The 23,206-nt window shown below is 30.5% G+C and carries 20 protein-coding genes and 2 tRNA genes; 2 read left to right on the top strand and 20 right to left on the bottom strand.

The genetic code is table 11. The features are described from left to right. Nucleotides 1-860 precede the first annotated feature (860 nt). A complete protein-coding gene (locus X924_RS05015) occupies nucleotides 861-1,103 on the top strand; it encodes a glutaredoxin family protein (RefSeq protein ID WP_121957848.1) in 243 nt (80 codons plus the stop codon). A 63-nt stretch (nucleotides 1,104-1,166) separates the two neighbouring features. Here the strand turns inward: X924_RS05015 and X924_RS05010 are convergent. The 4 genes from X924_RS05010 to X924_RS04995 all read right to left on the bottom strand — a co-directional run bounded on the left by X924_RS05010 (nucleotide 1,167) and on the right by X924_RS04995 (nucleotide 5,850). Then, nucleotides 1,167-1,241, bottom strand: a tRNA-Gln gene (locus X924_RS05010). A gap of 111 nt (nucleotides 1,242-1,352) precedes the next feature. After that, complete coding sequence (locus X924_RS05005) at nucleotides 1,353-2,654, bottom strand: MFS transporter (RefSeq protein ID WP_121957847.1); 1,302 nt, start codon at nucleotides 2,652-2,654, stop codon at nucleotides 1,353-1,355. Nucleotides 2,655-2,863: 209 nt separating this feature from the next. Beyond that, complete coding sequence (locus tag X924_RS05000; protein WP_158245322.1) at nucleotides 2,864-3,586, bottom strand: PIG-L deacetylase family protein; 723 nt, start codon at nucleotides 3,584-3,586, stop codon at nucleotides 2,864-2,866. Nucleotides 3,587-4,545: 959 nt separating this feature from the next. Further along, a complete protein-coding gene (locus X924_RS04995; RefSeq protein ID WP_121957845.1) occupies nucleotides 4,546-5,850 on the bottom strand; it encodes an NAD(P)/FAD-dependent oxidoreductase in 1,305 nt (434 codons plus the stop codon). A 729-nt stretch (nucleotides 5,851-6,579) separates the two neighbouring features. Between X924_RS04995 and X924_RS04990 the strand changes: the two genes are divergently transcribed. Next, nucleotides 6,580-6,669: transfer RNA gene (locus tag X924_RS04990), tRNA-Leu, on the top strand. A gap of 68 nt (nucleotides 6,670-6,737) precedes the next feature. Here X924_RS04990 and X924_RS04985 read toward each other — a convergent pair. The 16 genes from X924_RS04985 to rpsR all read right to left on the bottom strand — a co-directional run bounded on the left by X924_RS04985 (nucleotide 6,738) and on the right by rpsR (nucleotide 23,151). Next, nucleotides 6,738-8,024 (bottom strand): hypothetical protein, encoded by a 1,287-nt coding sequence (locus X924_RS04985; RefSeq protein ID WP_121957844.1) that lies wholly within the window; start codon nucleotides 8,022-8,024, stop codon nucleotides 6,738-6,740. 142 nt (nucleotides 8,025-8,166) lie between these two features. Further along, nucleotides 8,167-9,165, bottom strand: coding sequence for a bifunctional oligoribonuclease/PAP phosphatase NrnA (locus tag X924_RS04980; protein ID WP_121957843.1), 999 nt, complete (start codon nucleotides 9,163-9,165; stop codon nucleotides 8,167-8,169). Between the two features lie 94 nt (nucleotides 9,166-9,259). Then, nucleotides 9,260-10,072 carry a purine-nucleoside phosphorylase gene (locus X924_RS04975; RefSeq protein WP_121957842.1) on the bottom strand — a complete coding sequence of 271 codons (813 nt, stop codon included), beginning with the start codon at nucleotides 10,070-10,072 and terminating at the stop codon, nucleotides 9,260-9,262. Between the two features lie 188 nt (nucleotides 10,073-10,260). Then, nucleotides 10,261-10,923 (bottom strand): metal-dependent transcriptional regulator, encoded by a 663-nt coding sequence (locus tag X924_RS04970; RefSeq protein ID WP_121957841.1) that lies wholly within the window; start codon nucleotides 10,921-10,923, stop codon nucleotides 10,261-10,263. A 3-nt stretch (nucleotides 10,924-10,926) separates the two neighbouring features. Beyond that, a complete protein-coding gene (locus X924_RS04965) occupies nucleotides 10,927-11,967 on the bottom strand; it encodes an HD-GYP domain-containing protein (protein ID WP_158245321.1) in 1,041 nt (346 codons plus the stop codon). Between the two features lie 24 nt (nucleotides 11,968-11,991). Then, the gene (locus X924_RS04960; protein WP_121957839.1) at nucleotides 11,992-13,215 is read right to left on the bottom strand and encodes a pitrilysin family protein; all 1,224 of its coding nucleotides are present in this window, start codon (nucleotides 13,213-13,215) and stop codon (nucleotides 11,992-11,994) included. A gap of 510 nt (nucleotides 13,216-13,725) precedes the next feature. Next, nucleotides 13,726-15,810, bottom strand: a complete 2,085-nt coding sequence (locus X924_RS04955; RefSeq protein WP_121957838.1) for a polyribonucleotide nucleotidyltransferase — start codon at nucleotides 15,808-15,810, stop codon at nucleotides 13,726-13,728. A gap of 609 nt (nucleotides 15,811-16,419) precedes the next feature. Then, the gene (gene rpsO, locus X924_RS04950) at nucleotides 16,420-16,695 is read right to left on the bottom strand and encodes a 30S ribosomal protein S15 (RefSeq protein ID WP_121957837.1); all 276 of its coding nucleotides are present in this window, start codon (nucleotides 16,693-16,695) and stop codon (nucleotides 16,420-16,422) included. Between the two features lie 116 nt (nucleotides 16,696-16,811). Continuing rightward, complete coding sequence (gene trxB / locus X924_RS04945; RefSeq protein ID WP_121957836.1) at nucleotides 16,812-17,795, bottom strand: thioredoxin-disulfide reductase; 984 nt, start codon at nucleotides 17,793-17,795, stop codon at nucleotides 16,812-16,814. A gap of 76 nt (nucleotides 17,796-17,871) precedes the next feature. Then, nucleotides 17,872-18,540 carry a thioredoxin family protein gene (locus tag X924_RS04940; RefSeq protein WP_121957835.1) on the bottom strand — a complete coding sequence of 223 codons (669 nt, stop codon included), beginning with the start codon at nucleotides 18,538-18,540 and terminating at the stop codon, nucleotides 17,872-17,874. 655 nt (nucleotides 18,541-19,195) lie between these two features. Then, a complete protein-coding gene (locus tag X924_RS04935; RefSeq protein ID WP_121957834.1) occupies nucleotides 19,196-19,717 on the bottom strand; it encodes a hypothetical protein in 522 nt (173 codons plus the stop codon). Nucleotides 19,718-19,754: 37 nt separating this feature from the next. Next, nucleotides 19,755-20,678 (bottom strand): SPFH domain-containing protein, encoded by a 924-nt coding sequence (locus X924_RS04930; RefSeq protein ID WP_121957833.1) that lies wholly within the window; start codon nucleotides 20,676-20,678, stop codon nucleotides 19,755-19,757. A 357-nt stretch (nucleotides 20,679-21,035) separates the two neighbouring features. Next, nucleotides 21,036-21,506, bottom strand: coding sequence for an NfeD family protein (locus tag X924_RS04925; RefSeq protein WP_121957832.1), 471 nt, complete (start codon nucleotides 21,504-21,506; stop codon nucleotides 21,036-21,038). A gap of 18 nt (nucleotides 21,507-21,524) precedes the next feature. Then, complete coding sequence (locus X924_RS04920) at nucleotides 21,525-22,352, bottom strand: MBL fold metallo-hydrolase (protein WP_121957831.1); 828 nt, start codon at nucleotides 22,350-22,352, stop codon at nucleotides 21,525-21,527. 12 nt (nucleotides 22,353-22,364) lie between these two features. Continuing rightward, a complete protein-coding gene (rplI, locus tag X924_RS04915; RefSeq protein ID WP_121957830.1) occupies nucleotides 22,365-22,823 on the bottom strand; it encodes a 50S ribosomal protein L9 in 459 nt (152 codons plus the stop codon). 97 nt (nucleotides 22,824-22,920) lie between these two features. Then, a complete protein-coding gene (gene rpsR / locus X924_RS04910; RefSeq protein WP_121957829.1) occupies nucleotides 22,921-23,151 on the bottom strand; it encodes a 30S ribosomal protein S18 in 231 nt (76 codons plus the stop codon). Between the last annotated feature and the right edge of the window lie 55 nt (nucleotides 23,152-23,206).

The raw sequence follows: 23,206 nt of genomic DNA, 5'->3' as shown, positions 1-23,206 counted from the left end.
AGTACGGAGTAATTTTCCTTTTCCTTTTTTTCGTTACAAGCGCCGAAAAGCTGTAGAGACGCTCTATACAAGTGCCTTTAATAAACTAAGCTTTTGAATTTAAAACGGGTTTAGGGCGAAGCCCTCTTCCCCTTCGGTACAAGTACCGAATAACTTAAGAAATAAACAATTTGTCGAATTTAGATAAAGACTTTAAAAATGAAAACTTTTTAAAAATAATCTTTTGATTTTAAAACGGGTCCAGGGCGAAGCCCTCTTCCCCTTCGGTATAAGTACCGAATAACTTAAGAAATAAACAATTTGTCGAAATTAGATAAAGACTTTAAAAATGAAAACTTTTTAAAAATAATCTTTTGAATTTAAAAGCGGGTCCAGGGCGAAGCCCTTTTTCCCTTCGGTATAAGTACCGAATAACTTAAGAAATAAACAATTTGTCAAAATTAGATAAAGACTTTAAAAATGAAAACTTTTTAAAAATAATCTTTTGAATTTAAAACGGGTCCAGGGCGGAGCCCTCTTCCACTTCGGTATAAGTACCGAAAAAGTTAAAAGAATTAAATAGGAACTTTAGAAAAAGAGCATTTTTGAAACTAAGCTTTTGAATTTAAAAGCGGGTCCAGGGCGGAGCCCTTTTTCCCCTTCGGTATAAGTACCGAATAACTTAAGAAATAAACAATTTGTCAAAATTAGATAAAGACTTTAAAAATGAAAACTTTTTAAAAATAATCTTTTGATTTTAAAACGGATCCAGGGCGAAGCCCTTTTCCCCCACTTAGGTTGAAGTATCAATCACTTTAAAGAAAATGTAAATTATACAATTTTTAAATTGAGTAAAAATTAATTATTATGGAGGTGAAAAAATGCAACATCCAAAAATTCAAATTTACACAACACCATCATGTCCCTGGTGCAAAAAAGCAAAATCATATTTTAGAGAATTGGGAATTGATTTTAAAGAAATAGACGTATCAAAAGATCAAAAAGCAGCGGAAGAACTTGTAAGAAAAACTCATCAAATGGGAGTGCCTGTTATTCAAATAGGTAACCAGTACGTAATTGGGTTTGATAAAAATAAAATTGAAAGATTGTTGGGTATAAATTAGAGACAATACATACAAAAATATAAGAGGCAGATAAGTTCATTTTATCTGCCTCTTATATTATTTTGGCTGGGACGGTAGGATTCGAACCTACGCATAACGGAGTCAAAGTCCGTCGCCTTGCCGCTTGGCTACGTCCCAATTGAAACTTCTCTGAGTTTTATTATAACATATGAATCTGTATTTGTCAACCTAAGGTATTAAATCATAATTATATGTCACTAAAATGACAGCATAGGCAAAGGTAGTTTGTTATTGAGTTTGTTTTTCTTCTTTAAACCTTACGAAAAAAGAAATGATAAAAGAAACTGCCATCAGTAAAGCAGGAAAAACTGAAATCATAAAACGTGCTGCTAAATCAGGATGTTCACCTGGATTATTTCCATCAACAAAACCAAATATTAATGTAACTAACAATAATACTAAACTTTTTGCTAATCCTGAAAAATGTATAATAAACTGAAAACCGCTAAAATAGATTCCTTCGCGTCTAAGGTTTGAAACTTTTGCATCTTCATCTATCACTTTTGCATATATCAAATCAATATTAGCAGTAACTCCTGCAATCCCAATGCCTATAAAAGCACCTGCAATCATAGAGGAAATTAAAGTTTTAACAAAAAAGATTGGTATAACTGATATTCCCAAAAATAACAAAGAAGCACGCCACGCTGTCATAGCCCCGAACCTATCTATTACTTTAACCCACAAGTACATAGCTGGAATAGCTGTTATAAATACAGCACCTGTTAAATAAGCCGCATTAGCTTCGCTTAAAGCTAAGGTATATTTAATGAAATAAGGAATACTTAACAATAGTAGCGCAAGTGAAGCTTGATAAAAAAAGTTTGTTAAACTTACTGCCCAGAAATTCTTATTTTTCATTATGGCCTTTAAAGATTCTTTTAAAGTTGGGACTTCACTTTCTATATATTCAGGCCTTTCGTGAATACTAAAAACTGCAATTAGATAAAAAAGCATACCTATTAGTATCATGAAAGTAGCTGTTATGGTATATCCATATCTTTCAATTAAGATAGGAGCTAATGTTACTCCCACAATTAACCCAACGAGTTGAAAAGCTTGTCTTAAAGCATTTGACCTTGTCCTTATTTTATTATCTATAAAAAGTTCCGGAAATAGTGAATGATAATTAACCGAAGCAATAGTGGTTAATGTTTCGGTAAACATAGAAAAAATAGCAAAATAAACAACTAATAAATAACCTTTTTGAACTGACGAAGGAGGTGAAAATAAAAAAATATAAAATATACAATATAATGGAACACATATTAACATCCAAGGTTTACGTCTACCTATTTTAGTACGGGTACGATCGGAAAAATATCCAAAAAGAGGGTCATTTATAGCATCCCAAATAGTAGCAAAAAGTGTAACTAACGATATCATTGTTAATGGTACACCTAAAACATCGTTATAAAAAAACACTAAATATGCACCTATCATCTGTCCTGGAATTGTAATGCCTAACATTCCTAAGGCATATGGGAATGGATGAGTTTTACGATAAGAAATGCTATTTATTGTACTCATTTTATCCCTCCTATGAATTCTTTTTGCCCATTTTAGAAGTTTTAAAACTTAGATTTTTATGAATTTCATTAACTTTTTAGATAGATGTAGCCAAGGATATAACATACTCTATCTTCACCTTCAGCGAATCCACTCCTCTAAAAGAAGAATTACACTTAATTTAACGGTGGTTTAATTATCAAAACCGTTCTGGAGATAATAAATTATAATTATATCCACATAGCTTCTTCAAAACAATGCAACATCATCGGAAATAAAACTTTAAAATTTTCAGCATATTTGCATCCTATTTTTTCTCCATATACATTCGCTTTTAATCCAAAATATTGTTGAATAATCAAAAGAAATTCTTCGGTGATTTGACTCTTGTGAATTTTAATAGCCTCAATTTTTTTCTCCCAATAATCATCCACTGAAACATACTGATTAGGATAAGCGGTAAAGAAAAAAGCAATTAAAGCGTTAGAATCTAAACTATTAGATGAAGCTTGTGCAGCAGCTAATCCACAGATTTTGTGATCTTGATGAGTTTCATAAGGTAAAAAAGGATCTACTGTTAAAATTAAATCAGGTTTAATATTTTCGATATTTTTCTTTAAATCGTTTCTTACATCGTTTATGTCGTATCTTCCACCATCAGGATAGTTTAGCCAAATAATTTGATCAACGCCCAATAATTCTGCAGCGTCTTCTTGTTCCTTCTTTCTTATCTTAACTGTTTCTTCACGACTTTTTCCCTTAATTCCTGCCCCGCCTTCTGTAACCATGAGATAAGTAACCTTTGAACCTAATGATTTTAATTTTGCAATAGTTCCTCCTGCACCTATTTCTCCATCATCTGGATGAGGAAGAATACACAATACATTACGTCTATCTTCTATTTTTGGAATAGAAAGCATTTTCTTTAAACTTTGTACAATTTTTTCTTCCATATAAAAGCCTCCCATTTAAAAGATTATTTGCTGTCTTTAGAAATTCTAAAATTTTATATTTTATAAATATTTTAACGTTTAACTTTTTATAAAATGCCTTCTCACTTCTAATCCTTACTTATTCCTAATTTCTTTACCTTTTTCGGTACTTGTAGCGAGAGATAGGGAGGGCTCCGCCCTGAACCCGTTTTAAATTCAAAAGCTTATATTCTAAAAATTTTCATTTCTAAAGTTCCCATTTAATTCTTTTAACTTTTTCGGTACTTGTAGCAAAGCAAGTGAGAGAGGGCTCCGCCCTAAACCCGTTTTAAATTCAAAAGCTTAGTTTTAAAAATCTCTCATTTCTAACGTTTCAATTTAATTCTTTTAACTTTTTCGGTACTTGTAGCGAGAGAGGGGAAGAGGGCTCTGCCCTTGACCCGTTTAAATTCAAAAGCTTATTTTCTCAAAATTTTCATTTCTAAAGTTCCCATTTAATTCTTTTAACTTTTTCGGTATTTTACCGAAAGATGGAGGAGGGCTGTGCCCTGAACCCACTTTAAATTCAAAAGATTAGTTTCTGAAAAGTTTTATTTCTAACGTTTCAATTTAATTCTTTCAACTTTTCGGTACTTGTAGCGAAGGGGGAGAGGGCTCTGCCCTGAACCCGTTTTAAATTCAAAAGATCTTTTTTTAGAAAACCTTCATTTTTAAAGTTTCAATTTAATCCTTTTAACGTTTTCGGTACTTGTAGCGAAGGGGGAGAGGGCTCTGCCCTTGACCCGTTTAAATTCAAAAGCTTATTTTCTCAAAATTTTCATTTCTAAAGTTCCCATTTAATTCTTTCAACTTTTCGGTACTTGTAGCGAGAGAGATGGAGGGCTGTGCCCTGGACCCGTTTAAATTCAAAAGATCTTTTTAGAAAACCTTTATTTTTAAAGTTTCTATATAATGTGCTTAACTATATTCTGTTAATTAATTTATTCTATATTTTTGGAAACTATATATCCGTGGCCAGTTGCATAAGTAATAGACCTTGTCCAGCCACTACAATCTCCGACTATTTTAATATTTCCAAAATGTTCGTTATTTATTTTGTTAGCATAAAATTTTACTTCAGCTCCATACAGAAGGTTATCAGGATATGTGATTCCTTGTATTACTTTTTCCAATCTCTCTAAAAAGTCAATTATGGATTCTATAGTTCTTCTTGGTAAAGCTAAGTTAAGATCTCCTAATATATAGAAATTTGGGTTTAGTGTAGGTTCTACTCTTCCCAATTTTTTGGTCCTTTTAGAATTTTTAAAATCTTCATAGCATTGAAGAATTACTTTATCTCCTCCAGCAAGTATATTGGAAAGTTTTGAAATGTATGATCCATAACCTATAGGATCATTGAAGGGTTGAGTAAATGAATGTGTAACTAATATAGCAAAATTTGTATTGTGTGTCTTCTTATCAGAGTTGGCATGTCCATTAACAGTTACAAAATCATCGTATTTTTCCAAAGTTACTTCACCCGAAGGATTGTTACAGAAAGTCCTAACGATGTATCCTGTTTTAGTTTTCAACCTTATTTTAAATTCATACATCTCTTTATTTAGGTCTTCTACTACATGGTTTGGTAATTCATATCTTATTCCAAGATCAACCTTGTCATTTGATAATACTAATTCTGGATGATCTTTTACCAGATTGTTAACTAATTTATGTCCTCGCCTTCCAACTGCTATTATTACGTTATCATAACTTTCTTCTGATTTATTGCTGATAACTATAACTTGTTTCTCTGAAGGTAAAACTTTTGTAACTTCTTCTCCAAATTTAAAATTTATATTTTTTGTTTCTAAAAATTCTTTATAAATGTTTTTAACAGTTTCTGTTAGTATATCCGTTCCTAAGTGAAAAAAATGAGAGATAATTGGTTCAAATCCTGCATCATAAAACTTTCTATATAATTGCTCGTTTTCAAAAGAGTTACCTCTTTCCAACTTTTCGGACAAAATGAGTGTCCCATTATTCTTTTTTTCGGCATAACCAGATTTTATCAGATAATATTCTACAACTTTTTTTTGTATATTGAGAGGAATTTCTAAATCTCCACCCATTTCTTTTGATATAAACAATTTTCCATCGTATTTTAAGCCTCCAAAACCGGAAGTTTCGATATTTTCGCCTTTTTCATAAACATCAACGATAAATTTTTCGTTTTTTCTATCTTCTATAAAACCTTTTAAAAATCCTATTGCTGAGGCCCCAAATCCAATAATAGCTAATTTTTTCATTAAAAATTACCTCCTAAAAAAAGTTGTTTTTTATTTACTTCGGTTTTAATTAATGTAATTGATACGTATACTGAAAGGGGGAGGAGGGCTTCGCCCTGAACCAGTTTTAAATTCAAAAGATTATTTTGCAGTGAAACTGCGAACGATGTGGTGAGGGCTTCGCCCTGGACCCGTTTTAAATTCAAAAGCTTAGTTTCTGAAAATTATCGTTTCTAAAGTTCCCATTTAATTCTTTTAACTTTTCGGTACTTGTAGCGAAGGGGGAGAAGGCTTCGCCCTGGACCCGTTTTAAATTCAAAAGCTTAGTTTCTGAAATGCTCCTTTACTAAAGTTGCCATTTAATTTTTTTAACTTTTTGGCACTTGTAGCCAAGCAAGGGGGAGGAGGGCTCTGCCCTGAACCCGTTTAAAATTCAAAAGCTTAGTTTCTGAAATGCTCCTTTACTAAAGTTGCCATTTAATTCTTTTAACTTTTTGGCACTTGTAGCCAAGCAAGGGAGAGGGCTCTGCCCTGGACCAGTTTTAAATTCAAAAGCTTATTTTTAGAAATGCTCCTTTACTAAAGTTCCCATTTAATTTTTTTAACTTTTCGGTATTTTTACCGAAAGAGGGAGGAGGGCTTTGCCCTGAACCCATTTTAAATTCAAAAGATTATTTTTAAAAAACCTTTATTTTTAAACTCTCTATTTTATTGACAATTAAATATAATTATAGTATAATTATTCGGGATGCCGAGGTGGCGGAATTGGCAGACGCGGCGGACTCAAAATCCGTTGGGGTGGAGAACCTCGTGCGGGTTCAACTCCCGCCCTCGGCACCAGTAAAAGGGCATGCATATGCATGCCCTTTCTATTTTAGCAATTATGACGAAGTATTTTTTATACTTATTCATTTAACAATAAATTTAGTTGTTAATTTGCCTTCTTCATCTGAACTAATATTTATTAGTAGACCATATTCTCCTCTTATATTTGGAACATATTGTTTGAAAATGGGAGCTATATCTACAAAGATATAAGAAACATTTCCTATTCCAATTTTTTCACTTAATCCTTTAAATAATGGATCATCAGAAAGTTTAGGTTGAGTAGATAAAAATTTTTGAAGATCATTTTCTTTTTTATTAGATAATAGCATAAACTCATTTGCTTTCCAAATATAATAAGTTTGTTTTACAGTTTCTTTCCTATTTTGTTGATTAGTAATCTGCTTTTCAATATAAAATTCTAAATTATTTGAATCAATCTTCTTATATTTAATTGATTGCCCTTGCAAAATGGGAATAACTTCGTCTATTTTTGCTTCTGTTTTTAATTTTAAATAAATTCCTTCTGATGTATTTAAAAAATTTCCACTAAATTCTACTCCACTGGATAGTGATAGTAAATTTTCTATTATTTCATAATCAACAAAATTGTTTATAATGTCAGATATAAAGGATACATCCTTAGGTATAAAACCGGATGTTAAAAATATAGGAGAGACATAATTATACTTATCTGGCGTATTAATAAAACTTTTGTCAATAGAAGTAGGATCTACGCTTCCAGAACCTCCTCCGATCAATAACCCTTCATCAACGTAAAAATATCCTTCACCTTGATAATCAGAAGTGTTTAACTTATAGAGTAATCCATTATTTTTAGATAAATTTTCTTCAAAATTTTCAATTCCTTTTTGTGAAGATGAATATAATTCTGTGTTTTGAACCATTATCAAATATTTTGAATTTTCAACATTCTCATAAATCGGGATAAAATTAAATGAGGAATTGTTAGTAAAATTATTTAAGATATTATTTAAATTAGTTGAAAGGCTTTGAGGATCTTTTACAGGTCCAATAACAAAACCAAAAGAATAATCATCTTCTTTAGGTTCTTGAATAAATACAACTAAATCATTTTGAAATTCGGATAAAAAACTATTATAATCAATTTTGACAGTGTTAAAATACATTTGAATTAAAACGCTGACAAGTAATTCACCGTTGAAAGGTTCTAAAAGTAAAGATTTTATCGTAGGAACAGTTTTCAAATCGCCGTATGTGTCTGCTAAATTGCTAAAATAAAATACACCTTTAGAATCTTTTGGAACAAAGTTCAAAATGTTTTGTGAAAAGATGGATATTGAAAGAAAAATTAAAACAATAACAGAAAAAGTAAGCTTTTTTCTCATATTAGCAATGTGCGATAATAACGCACCTAACCTCCTTTAAAGATTTTATTTTATTGTCACCCTAAACCTACTTTAAATTCAAAACCTTATTTTTAGAAAATTATCCTTTCTTGGGAACTACTACACTTATATGTTATATGTTTTATAAGATTTTAGAATTTTCTTCATTTTTCATGAATTTCGTTATAAAATCAAGGACTTCTTGAATAGATGACTTAATTTTATCTGTTTTAAGCGAAAATCCTGCGGCTCTTGGGTGTCCACCTCCACCAAAATGAACAGCAATTTTTGAAACGTCCGCCCATTCTTTGGATCTCAAAGAAACATGGTATAATCCTCGCTCATATTCTTGAAATACAATGGCTACTTCCACATTTCTTATAGAACGTAACTTTTCAACAAAAGAAGGAGCATCCTTTGGTATAATGCCGTAAGCAGAAAGCATATCAAGGGTTATGGTAGTATAAGCTATCTGTCCATTTAATAATAACTGAAGGTTTGAAATAATGTCTTTGAGTAAATAAAGATGTTCTATAGGCGTACTATCTAATATTAAATTAGCAATATAACTAATATTAGCTCCTTTCTCTGTAAGCGCAGCGGCATCTTTAAAAACCTGCGTTCCTGTGTTTTGATATCTAAAAAAACCTGTATCTGTTGCTATTCCAAGTAAATTCATCGTAGCTAATTCTTCATCGTAATCAACATTTAAATCATTCAAAATTCTATAAACCATTTGTGCTGTAGAACTCATTTTAAAATCTACCCAATTAATATCTGCAAAATGGGTATTGGTAGCATGATGATCGATTAAAACTACTTTGAAGAATTCTAAATACTTTTCAATTTTTCCAATCCTATCAGTAGAAGAAGCATCTAATACAATCATAAGGTCAAACTTATTAAGGTCATTTTCGATCGAAGAAAAATCTTTAATTTCTTTTTTAACTAATGGAAATTGTAATAGATATTCAGGTATATCATCGTCTATTACTGCTGTACATTTTTTATTTAATTTCTCTAATCCTGATTTCATACTTACTACAGAGCTAACATCGTCTCCATCCGGTAATATGTGGCCAACTATCAATATATTATTGCTTTTAAGGATTTCTTCAATGATTTTTTCTTTTTCTTGCAATTAATAATCGTCTCCTTATCTAATCTTTGTACTAAATCTATTTAAATTCAAGCACTTATTTTTAAAAATTTTTCATTTCTATAGTATTTGTACTTCAAAATAATTTAATAGCATTGTATACAACTTTTTCAAATTTAATTTTGATTTTTTCAGTTACTTTTAAAACATCTTCATGTTTCAGAGGTTCTGACAATATTCCCGCAGCCATATTTGTTACTGCAGAAAAAGAAAGTGTTTTAAGATCTGCGTGTTTTGCAGCCATTATTTCCGGCATGGTTGACATGCCTACCAAATCTGCATTAAGTTTTTCAAATAATTTTATTTCTGCCGGCGTTTCGTAGGAAGGGCCGAGAGTCCATAAGTATATACCTTCTTTGATTTCTATTCCTTCTGATTTTGACTCATCTATTACTAATTTTAACCATTTTTTGTCTATGGGTTCTTCCATCGAAGGAAATCTTGGACCTATCTTGTCTAAGTTAGGACCTATCAATGGGTTTTTAAAAGTAAAATTGATAAAATCAGTGTTAGCGACTATATCTCCAGGAGTAAAAGTTCTGTTTATTCCCCCTGCGGCATTTGTAATAATAATGCCTTTAACTCCTAAAGCTTTCATTACATATATAGGAAAAACTATTTTTTTTAGTTCTGTACCCTCATAAGCATGGAATCTACCTTTCAATACCATGACAGGAACTCCTTCAATGGTTCCTAAAACAAGACTTCCTTCATGCCCAACAACTGTAGATTGAGGGAAAAAAGGGATATCTTTGTATTTTATTATTTTGGAATTTTCTACTTTATCAGCGATGTATCCCAATCCTGATCCTAATATTAACCCTATAACAGGTTTTATTTCTGTATGTTCTTTTATATATTGGGTAGCTTTTTCGATTTTAGTAGACATGGCAACTCCTCCACAAATTATCTTATATACTGTCTTTAGAAATTCTAAAACTTAAGCTTTGTTGAACTTTTAATTTTAAACTTTTTTAAGAATACCTCCCACGTGAAAACGCCCAAATTGGTCGTTTTTACAACTGTGATCCACCCTTATTTATGGTAATTACCATATTTATTGAAAAATTTTTACTACTATGCAACAATAATATGTTTGGCTTCTTCTTCTGAAAGGTTTATAATTTTATCGTTTGCAAAAATTTCAAAACTCTTTTCTTCCTTTTTTTTAATTTCTACAGTTAGTCCTGGATATATACCTTTGCTTATTAAAGCCTTTTTCATTTCATTTTCTTCAGAAATATCTAATATTTCTGAAGGTTTATCAAGAGGTAGATCATACAAAGTTGTTTTAAAATCATGTGGCATTTTTTTTCGATATTTTGAAATAAATTCCTTTGCTTTGTTAAATTCTATAGGGTTTCTTTTTAAAAAGAGTATCAAACCATCTAATGAAACATATATGTTATCAGTAATATGATGCTCCATTCCACATGACAAGTTATAAGCTTGTTCTTTGGAAAGTCCTAGAACATTTACAAAAAAATCATTTAATATTATATATTTTCTATAGACCCTTTCTGCCATAAGCAAGCCTTTTTCTGTTAGATTAACATAACCGTACCTTTCATGTTTTACATAACCTATCTTTTCTAATTTTTTAACGGCTTCAACAGCAGATGCATCTTTTACAGACAAAATTTTTGAAATGTCTTTAATTCTTGGAATTTTTCCATCGATCTGTAATGTGTATATGGCTCTTAAATAATTTTCTAAACTTTCTGAAATCTTGGGACTCAACTTTCATTCTCCTTCTTTTAAAACTTCTTTAATGTATAAACCTGTTTCAATGCCAGTTTCTACAATTTCTCCATCGATTTGAACTATTGGAAAAGTGGAAGTTTTACCCTTTTTTAAAACAACAGCCTTTTTACCATTATTTAATAATACGATGGTTCCTGTAGGATATAATCCCACAATTGAAAAAAATAAACTAACATAATAAGGGTCAAAAATTAATCCGGAATATCTCAAAAGAAAACTCATAGCTTCGTAGGAAGAATGTCCACTTTCTATATACGAATCATAGGCATCCCCTATTTGAAGGACTCTTACAACGGGACTTATAGAATTTTCCTTTAAACGCATAAATATTCCGTTACCATCAAACCTTTCATGATGAGTAGAAACGGCATCTACAATCTCTTTGCTTATGTTTTTTTCGATATTTTTTAAGGCTTCATATGCAGAAACTATGTGAGATCTGACAGTTACATCTTGTAAATCTAAATAATCAAATATAACTCTTTTACCTAGTAAACTGTAACCTATATCATGCAACAAAGAAGCTTTCAAAAGGGGATTGAAAAAAACATCCGGCATATTCATTTTTGATGCTATTATAGTCGAAATAATGGCTGTGTTTATAGAATGTGCATTTAACGATTCGTCTCCAATAGAATGAAAAAGATTGAGAACAACATCTTCCTTCTTTAAAAATCGTTTATAAATATCTTCTGACAAGTTATCGAGTTCAGTAGTGTCTTCCTTCAAATGGGTAATATTTTTAACAAATTCAAACTGTTGATGCCACTGAGTATATTTTTCTTCTTCAACAACAGGAGGGATATCATCAAATTGGATGGTAATTTTTTCTTCAATTTTCTTTTCGATGAAATCATTCTCATCGTACACCATTACGATTCTAATACCGTAATTTTTTAATCTCTCGATATCTCTAACTTTAAGTACAGTCCCTTTTGAAATTAATAATGTAGAACCCTTATAAACATTTTCAGCCACAACCTGTCCCGCTTTTAATTCATAAAAAGGCACTCTTTTCATTAATATCATCCCACCTTTAAAAAATTATCTTTGAGGAGAAAGTATCGAGATAAATTCGGGACTTAGTAGTATATTTTCTGTTGTTTCAATGACATCTTCCATTTTTACTTTTTCTAATTTCTCTATAAATTCTTCTATCGTTATGATTTTACCATAATTTTCGTATAAATCTAAAATATTTAATGCCATCGAGAGATTATTTTCTAATTCTAAAGTTAATTTTCCAATCAATCTATTTTTACCATAATTAAACCATTTTTCCATTTTTTTATAATCTTTGATAATAGAAAAAATTTCTTGAAATTTTTTTATCAATATAGAGAGTTTCTCTTCAGAAGTAGCTGCAAAAAATAGTAGAAGACCTTCTTTTGGATAAGCTTCATAGTCGGATGCAACTTCATACACTAATCCTTCTTCATCTCTTAGCTTTGAAAATAATAAAGAGCTCATGCCACTTCCCAAAAAAGTATTTAAAATAAGCGTATTATAATAACCTTGAGTTATCTTACCCGATGCTTTAAATGCTCTAACTACATAACTACTTGAAAGATCTTTTTTTGCTTTTTTAATAACCACATTTTCATTTTTAATAATTGGACTACTTATATCGATTTTTAATCGAGAATCATTGGTTGGGTTTATTTTATTAAGCTGATTTAGAACATCATCCTCAACAAACTTACCTACTATTATAACATCAACGTTTTCAGGAATATAAAATGTTTTATAATAATAATCAATAACATCATAATTTAAGTTTGAAACAGTTTCTTTAAAACCTAAAACGGGTCTTGCAAAACCTTCATCGTAAATATTCTTATACAAATTTTCAAAAACATTGTTAATTGGATCATCTTCATATGAAGAAATTTCTTCCGAAACAATATTTTTTTCTTTAATAATATCTTCGGTTTTAAATAGTGGTTCAAAAACTATTTCAGACAAAATCTCAATACTTTCTGTTACTTTTATGGCTGGAACTTTTGTATAAAACACCGTAAAATTTTTAGAAGTAAAAGCATTTAAGGTTCCACCTACTTCTTCTATGGGATTTTTAATTTGATGCGCATCTCTTTTTTTAGTGCCTCTAAAAACTAAATGTTCTATCAAATGAAATATTCCAGCATCGTTTGAACTTTCTTTAGATGAACCAGCTTTGACACAAAAAAGAACAGCGGCACTCATCATAGATTCTCTGGATACTAAAATAACATTTAATCCGTTATCTAATTTTTTGTATTTATACAAAGATTATACCTCCATTTTTGTTTTTTATACTTGCTTTAAAAATTCTAAGATCATTATTATATATATGTTTTAGTGTTGATTTTTTTACAAAATACCTCCTCAGTTCTAATCCACATTAATTTCTAATTTTTTTAACTTTTTCGCTACATGTAACGAAAAAGAGGGGGAGGGCTCCGCCCTGGACCCATTTTAAATTCAAAACCTTACTTTCAAAAACGCTTCATTTCTAAAGTTTACATTTAATTTCTTTAGTTTTTCGGTACTTGTGGTTAGGTAGGGGAGGGCTACGTCATGGACCATCTATAAATTCAAATGCTTATTTTCTGGAAAATCTTAATTTCTAAAGTCCCTAACTAATCTTCACTAATTCTTATTTTTTTAAACTTTTCGATGCTTGTAACCAGGAAAGGGGGAAGTTTTTCAATTTTTTAGGGTATTTTGCCTATATTAATTATACGATAATCGCTGTATAATTAATATAAACATGCGGTTAAAACCCGCACGTTTGATTTATTCTTCTTTTAGTTGTTTCAATTGAAATTTCCCTTGATCTTCTAAGCTTAATACTTCTACTTTTACTTTATCTCCTATTTTAAAAGCATCTAATTTATCTTGTAGATTAGAAACATGAAGCATTCCAACCTTACCCGGAAGCACTTCTACAAATATTCCATATTTTTCAATTCTTTTAACGGTTCCCTCAAATATCTTACCTTTTTCAACTTCAGCAGTCATATCTTGTATATGCTTTATTGCTTCGTTTACTTTATTTTTATCATTTCCTGTAACTTTAATCTTTCCGTCCTTTTCTATAAATATTTCAACTCCATATATTTCACTGATTTCTTTTATCGTTCTTCCGCCAGGTCCGATAACTTCACCTATCTTTGAAATGGGTATGTTGGTAACTTTAATTATCGGGACATAAGGTGATAACTCTTTTTTAGGTTCTTGCATCGTTTCGTACATTTTATCTAATATTTTGTTTCTCGCGATCTTAGCTTTTTCTAACGCTGTTTGAAGAACTTCTTTGTTTACTTTGCTTGTTTTTACATCCATTTGAAAGGCTGTAATGCCGTCTCTTGTTCCCGCAACTTTAAAGTCCATATCTCCAAGGTGATCTTCCATTCCTAATATGTCTGTTAAAACAACAAAGTTATCTTCTTCGAAAACTAATCCCATTGCAATTCCTGCAACGTGTTTTTTAATGGGAATACCTGCATCCATCAAAGCTAAAGAAGCTGAACAAACACTTGCCATTGAGGAAGAACCGTTTGATTCTAAGATTTCAGATACTACTCTTATAGTATAAGGAAATTCTTCATCACTTGGTATCAAATTTTTATGAGCTCTTTCTGCCAAATGGCCGTGCCCTATTTCTCTTCGACTAACGCCTCTCAATCTTTTGACTTCGCCAGTTGAAAAGGGAGGAAAGTTATAATGAAGCATAAATCGTTTTTCTTCATCACTAAATATTGTATCCACCAATTGGACATCCATTGGTGCTCCTAAAGTTACTACAGCAAGGGATTGTGTTTCTCCTCTTGTAAAAAGAGCAGATCCATGTACCCGTGGAATCAAACCAACTTCACAAGATATATCCCTTATATCATCTATAGTTCTTCCATCAACTCGTCGATTTTCATCAATTATCATCTTTCGCATTAATTCTTGAACTTTATCTTCGAAAGCTTTACTCAAAAAATAACTTTTTTCAAGATAAAAAGCTTCGCTCCATTTTTCTAAAAACTTTTCTTCAAATTCTTTTTTTATTTTATCTTTATATTGAGATAAAGCTTTGTCTCTATTTTTCTTACCTGTTGTAAGTAAAACATTTTTTAACTCTTCTTCATTCAACAGAGAAAGATAATCGTTTATAAACTCATTAGGAACCTCTAGTTGTTTCACTTCCCATTTTTCAACATTAATTTCTGAAATAATTTCTTCTTCGAAACTAATTATTTCTTTGATCTTTTCATGAGCAAACATCAATGCTTCTACCATTTCTTCTTCTGTAACCTCTAAAGATTCACCTTCAACCATTGTTATAGCATCTTTTGTACCAGCTACAACCATGTCCATTTTTGACTTTTTAAGCTCTTGTTGATTTGGAAAAACTATGAATTGCCCATCAACATACCCTATTCTAACACCTGCAACTAAACCATTGAACGGAATAGGAGAAAGGTTTAATGCCAATGATGCACCAGTAATTCCCCATGTTTCTATGCTGTCATCATTTAGCATAGAAAAAACTGTTACTATTATCTGTACTTCATTGTAGAAATTTTCTGGAAATAAAGGTCTTATAGGTCTATCTATAAGCCTGGCTGCAAGTATTGCTTCATCACTTGGTTTTCCTTCTCTTTTAATGAATCCTCCTGGAATTTTACCCACCGCATAAAATTTTTCCTGAAATTCAACCGTCAAAGGAAAAAAATCTGTACCTTTTATCGGCTCTTCGGATGCATCAGAAGTTACTAATATCGTTGAATCATTGAAAGTTAGCATTATCGAACCTAAGGATTGTTTGGCAACCTTCCCATGTTCGATACGTAACTTTCGACCAAAAATCTCTTTTTCCCAAATTTTCATTCTTTCACCTCCATAACTAAAGATAATACTCAATTTAGAAATTCTAAAATCCTTATTATATATATGTTTTAGAATTGATTTTTTTACAAAATACTTCTTCAGTTCTAACTCTCATTGATTCCTAATTTTTTAACTTTTTCGCTACGTGTAGCGAAAGAGGGGGGCTCCGCCCTGGACCCTTTTAAAATTCAAAAACTTTTTTTAAAAACTTTATTTGTAAAGTCAACGATGTTTTTTAATGTACTCTCTACTTTATACTGAAAAGGGAGAAGGCTCTGCCCTGGACCCGTTTAAAATTCAAAAGCTTTTTTTAAAAACTTTATTTCTAAAGTCAACGATGTTTTTTAATGTACTCTGTACTTTATGCTGAGAAAAGGAGGGGGGCTCCGCCCTGGACCCTTTTAAAATTCAAAAACTTTTTTTAAAAACTTTATTTGTAAAGGCGATGATATTTTTTAATGTACTCTCTACTTTATACTGAAGAAGGGAGAGGGTTCTGCCCTGGACCTGTTTTAAATTCAAAATTCTACTTTTAGAAAATTATCTTTTCTAAAGTCCTTATAAAAATAAAACGGAGCTGTTAGCCCCGCTTTTTATTTTTTATTAAAATTATCCCCTTATACCTAATTTATTTATTATTTCTTGATAAACTAAAGGTTTATTTTTCCTTAAATATTTTAACATCTTTCTCCTTTTTCCGACCATCGTCATCAAGCCTCGTCTAGTGTGATAATCTTTAGGGTGATTTTTTAAATGTTCTGTTAAATGTTTTATTCGCGCAGTTAGTAAAGCAACCTGAACTTCAATAGAACCAGTATCTTTATCGCTTATCTTAAATTCTTCAATAACTTGCTCTTTTTTTTCAGGGTCTAATCCTCTTGACATATCTCTAAAACCTCCTATAAAATTCCTTTAACCAAGAAAGAGAAAAGAAATTCCCTAACTGAGTTAAGGTCTAATATATTATACAATCTTAATTTTTATTTGTCAAGATAATAAATTTAAATTTTTAGTTTACTTTGTGACTGATCTATACGTTCTCTAACAGCATGGGAAGCTGCTATTGCTCCATCAGAAACTGCAGTTACTATTTGTCTGACATTTTTATGTCTCACGTCACCTATAGCATATACTCCTTCGATTTTTGTTTCCATATTTTCATCTGTAACTATAAATCCATATTCATCAGTTTCAAATTTTGTTATATCTAAAAAACTAGTTTCGGGTAACAAACCGATAAAAATAAATATCCCATCAAATTTTTCTTCATAAATTTCTCCGGTTTTTAAATCTTTAATTTTCAAACTTTCTACTTTTTCTTTTCCTTTTATCTCTTCAACCACTGAATTCCATTTAAACTTTATATTTGGTTTATTAAATGCTCTTTCTTGATACAACTTATCGGCTCTTAATTCATCTCTTCTATGAATAATATAAACTTCTTTTGCAATATTAGAAAGGTACACAGCTTCTTCAACGGCTGTATTCCCTCCTCCAACTACCGCTATCTTTTTATCTTTAAAAAAATGTCCATCGCAACTTGCGCAGTAAGAAACTCCTTTAGATGAAAATTCTTTTTCTCCTTTTACTTCTAATTTTTTGGGTTTTGAGCCACTTGCTATTATTACGACTTTACTTTTAACTAATTCCCCATTATCTAATTTAGTCAATTTTAAATTATCTTTGAATTCTATCGAATTAACTTGTGCAGGATAGAATTCAACTCCAAAATGGGAAGCATGTTCTTTCATTAACGTAGAGAGTTCTTCACCTCTTATCGATTTAAATCCAGGATAATTTTCAATTATATCGGTTATATTCATTTGTCCACCTTCAACAGCTTTTTCTACAACTAAAGCTGAAGCTCCTCCTTGTAAGGCATAGATAGAAGCAGCTATTCCAGCTGGACCTCCACCTACTATAACAACTTCGTATTCCTCTTTAAGTTGAAATTTTTTGCCTACATTTTCAACATTGAAAAACATGTGAGTTCCTCCTTGTAAACAAAAATTCGATAAAAAAGAGGGAAATTGATCCCTCTTTATGTTTTTTATATGTTGTTTATTCGGCAGCCCTTAAAATTTCTTCAACAAATGCTTGTTCTGGATAAGCTCCTACGAATTCATTCTTTTTTATCCATTTTCCATTTTCATTTATTTCTATAACTGTATGAGGAACCGAACTTACTCCATATTCAAACGAAAGTTGGTCAAATTCGTTCGCTTCTATCATTTCTCCAATTATATTAGGATTTATTAAAGCTGCTTGATGGGCAGCATAAACGGCTTTAGGACAGTAAGGACATGTAGGAGTTACAAAAACTCTGATTCTCATTTTTTTATCGATTGTATAAAGCTTCTTCATATTTTCTTCGTTAAAAGCATCGATTTTCATGTTAGCTACAGCTATTATATCCTCTAATAAAGTAGAAAATTCGTGTCCTGAAGGAATTCCGTAAAATCTTACTCCTAAATCATTACCTTCGCTATCTAATATTATTATTGCAGGCAAAAGATTTTTCTCAATTTCGTATGGATACTCATCAGAAGTTACACTATATGTTTGTACTTGGATTTTATCGTTCAATTCTTTTAATTCTGTTAAAAGCTGTTGAGTTATTTCCGAATAATCACTCTCATTTCTTATCAACACTAATTGTACAGAGTCTCGTACTTCTTCCAAAATTTCTTTTACTTTATTTCCGGTTTTACTGTCTATTAATTTTTCCATTACCTAAAAACCTCCTATATATCAATTATTTACTCACTTTAAAAATTTTAAACTTCACATTTTATAAAAATTTCGATGTTTAACTTTTTTGCAAAATACTTCCCCGCTTCTAATCCTTACTAATTCTTAATTTCTTTACTTTTTTTTGGTACTCATACCGAAGGAAGGAGGAGAGGGCTTCGCCCTGAACCCATTTTAAGTTCAAAACCTTATTTTCTAAAAATTATCATTTCTAAAGTCCACATTTAATTTTTTCAACCTTTTGGTACTTGTAGTGAAATAGAGAGGGACTGTACCCTGAACCCGTTTTAAGTTCAAAAGCGTATTTTAAGAAAAATTATCGTTTCTAAAGTCCACATTTAATTTTTTCAACCTTTTGGTACTTGTAGCGAAATAAAGAGGGACTGTACACTGGACCCGTTTTAAGTTTAAAACCTTATTTTCAGAAAAATTATCGTTTCTAAAGTTCCCATTTGATTCTTTTAACTTTTTTGTTACTTATAGCGAGAGAGGGAGGGCTCCGCCCTGAACCCGTTTTAAGTTCAAAACCTTATTTTTGAAAAATTCCACTATTTAATTTCAATCAAATATTGTTCCTTGATATTAACCCTTCAAATATACCCTTATATGGTATATTAACAAATTTATATGTAATTTATTTTAAGATACTATATGTTTTATTAATTTTAGATGATTTAAGTATTGCAGCAAAAAAGAATAAAATAGTGGGTATTATTATATATTTTAACTGTATTGAATTCTGAGCTAATGAAAAAAATATAATTAATAGATAATAAATTCCAACGCCGAACAAATATGATTCTATGCCTCTTATTATCAATTTTTTTGATAAAAATTCCCTAAAAAATGTCTTTTTTGAGTGTCCAAAAGATAAGACGATAATTTTAAATCTATCTTTAAACTTGTTGTTAGCCGAATCAAACGATCTCAAATAAAAAAACGATAATACAATTATTAATAAAACTTCTATGACAATATATGATTTGTTAGAAATCTTCAAATAAAAAAGAGAAACTAAAAAAGACATTGTTCCATAAATATTGAAATAATCAATAAATAAAAACAATTTTTTATTATGATTTATAATTAACTTTATTATTAAAAAAGCAATTATAAAAGCTATAGTATTTATAAATAAAGACTCTAAGAAAATCATAAATATCCAACATCTCGCTATTTGTTTAAATTATTAATCACTCTCGGGGTATATTATCCTCGGGTATATTATCTCTTGAAATCTCAGCCATAGATGCAACTGAACTTAAAATACCAGAAATTTCGTATGGCATAAATATTTTAGTTGCTTTTCCGTTAGAAATATCTTTTAATGCCTCTAAGTATCTGACAGTAATTAAATCCTTAGTAGGATTACCTTTATGGATTGAATCAAAAACTTTTAATATTGCTTGTGCCTCTCCTTCAGCTTCCGTACTTAGTTTATATTTTTGAGCGTCTGCAATTTTTTTAACAGCTTCAGCCTCACCTTCAGCTTTTAAAATAGCTGCGTTTCTGTCTCCTTCTGCTTTGGTAATTTGGGATTGTTTGTATCCTTCAGCTTCTAATATAACAGCTCTTTTCATTCTTTCTGCTTTCATTTGTTTGCTCATAGCATCCATTATATCTTGTGGAGGATCTATCTTTTTTATTTCGACTCTTGTTATTCTAACCCCCCATTTATCGGTAGCTTCATCGAGTACCTCTCTCAGTTTTGTGTTTATTCTTTCACGAGAAGTTAGCGTTTGATCAAGTTCTAATTCTCCTATAACGTTTCTTAAATTTGTTTGAGCTAATTTAACAGCAGCTGATGTAAAATCACCTACATTATAAACAACTCTGTAAGCATCTGTAACTTCGTAGTAAATGACAGCGTCCACTGTAACTATAACGTTGTCTCTAGTTATAACTTCTTGCGGAGGAACATCTATAACCATTTCTCTTAAATCGACCTTTGTTATTCTCTCAATAAAAGGCATTATAAAATTAAGTCCCGAACTTACCTCACGTTGAAACTTCCCTAATCGTTCAACTAATCCTTTTTCATAAGGCCTTACAACTTTTAAACTTATAGAAGCAAGAAAAATCAAAAATATAACAATAATAATCAATACAATTAACATATTAAATCCCTCCTTTGTTAGATTTGATTACCCACTTTAAAAATTAAAAAACTACATTTTATATATGTCTCAAATTTAAATTTTTTCAAAAATAGCTCCTCAGTTCTAATCCTTACTATTTCTTAATTCTTTTAACCTTTTCGGTACTTGTAGCGAAAGAGGGGGAGAGCTCCGCCCTGGACCCATTTTAAATTCAAAACCTTATTTTCTGAAAATTATCATTTCTAAAGTACCTGTTTATTTTTTTAACTTTTTCGTTACTTACGATGCTCTTTGTCGCAGACGGTGTATTTTAAACGCTATAAGTTCAAATACTTATTGCATCCACCTCTCTGGTGAGGAAATTTGTATTAAAAGTTAAATCTTCGTTTCTTCAGAAGATCCTTGTGGAGTTTTAATCTTCTTTATGTAAACAAAATTTGCAGTTTTTTTAGTCACTATGACTTCATCATTAATTTTAAATTCTTGATCAGCTTCTGATTCATCAGGATAGGCTCTCCACTCATCGCCTTTAATTTTGATTATGATTCTTCCTTCTTCATCTATTTTATAAACTTTACCTTTCATCCCTACGATTTGATCTTGATACGGCCTATAATCGGCAGCTTTTTTATATAAGTTTTTGATTATTTTTCTCGTTGAAATCCAAAGCAAAAAAGATACGACAAGGAAAATAGTCATATTTATAACAAGAGAAGCTATGAATAAGGAAGTGATAGCAGCGACCCCGGCACCAATAGCAAACCATAGAAAAAAGAAAGAAGGAAGGATAGCTTCAGCTGAGGCAAAAATTATAGCAAATATAACCCATATACCCCACTGTCCCATTGATTTCACCTCGATTTTTTATATTTTCATTACCTTATCAGGATGTATAATTTCAATTTCCGTTTTTGGAAACTCACGGGTTAAAAGTAACTTTACTTCATTTATTTTGCTGTTGTATCTGCTTGAGACATGATAAATTATCAATCTTTTTGGATTAGTTTCTTTTATCAATCTTTGTAATTCTCTAAGAGAGGTATGATTCCTTATTTTTCTATCAGACTCATCAAAAAAGGTACACTCATGTATTAAGGTATCGCAATCTTTTGCAAATTCTGGGGGTATTGGTAAAGAATCACCGCTTATGGTCAAGATATTAGCGCAAAAATCTTCCAAAATATCTACTTTTTCGTTTACTATCAAGTTTTTAATCTTTTCTTGCGGAAGGTCTCTATATTCTTTCTTTAACCTTCTTCTTTTTTCTAATATTTGATAACCATAAGATATTTCACCAGGCGAATGCCTTGTTTTAAATGGTTTTATAAATCTTTTGCTATTTATATCTATTTTATCTGACAAATTTAATTCTATGTAATCTACTTCATATCTCAATCTCTTGTTCATTTTGTTTATAAAATTAATATATTCAATTATATTTGTAGAACCCTTTGGAAAATAAATTTCTAATTTCTTGTCTCTGCTTCCCATAGCATTGTTCCTTGTATTAATAATTCCCCATAGTCCGGCTATATGATCAACATGAGCATGTGTGAAAAATATCTTTTCTATTCCATAAATTTTATTTCCTAATTCGTCACTTATTCCTTCCCCTGTATCAAAAAGAATTCGATTTGGTTTATAAAAAACCCATGTTGTGTAAAGAGCTTTTGATTTAATAATAAACTCCAAGAAAGACAACCCCTAATTTAAATTATTTTCTGGAATTAATTCAACTTTTATTTCTCCTTTTACACCTTGTGGTAACTTAACTTTTATTTTGTAAGAACCAACTTCTTTAATGTTGACTTTTTCTTCGAACCAGGTTTTATCAAAATTTTCTCCGATTAATTCCTCTATTCTTTTTGCGACATCTTGTGAAGTGACAGCACCAAATAACTTTCCTTTTTCACCAGCTTTAACCTTTATGTCTATCTTTACTTTTTTAAGTTTTTCTAAGAGTTCTTCACTTTTATTTTTTATCGCTTCTTTCTTTTTTTCTTCATTTTTTTTAACTGATTCGATTTGTTTTATGTATCCGCTTTTTGCTTCTACAGCTAATTTTTTAGGAAATAAATAATTTCTTGCGTATCCGTCTGAAACTTCTTTTATTTCTCCCTTCTTTCCTAATTTTGCTACATCTTCTAAAAGTATTACTTTCATTTCAAACACCTCCTATTAATTCTACCATATTTTCTATATATTTATTTGCAAACAAAAAAAAGATAGAGGAACCCCTCTATCTATTTTCTGAAAAAATTTAATCGTTTACATAAGGTAAAAGCATCATTTTTCTTGCTCTTTGTATAGCTCTTCTAACCATCCTTTGATGTTTAGCGCAATTACCGTTTATTCTTTTTGGAATAATTTTACCTTTTTCATTTATATACTCTCTTAATTTTCTAATATCTTTGTAATCTATATATTCTACATTATCTCTACATAACTTACATTTTTTTACACTTTTTCTTTCTCTTTTTACATAAGCCATTTATTTAAAGCACCTCCATTTTAATTAATTATTTTATACTCACTTTAGAAATGTT

It is taken from the genome of Petrotoga sp. 9PWA.NaAc.5.4, assembly GCF_002895485.1.
GTDB lineage: Bacteria > Thermotogota > Thermotogae > Petrotogales > Petrotogaceae > AZRK01.
The sequence above is the reverse complement of the archived record's forward strand: the minus strand, read 5'-3'. Positions and strand labels throughout refer to the sequence as shown.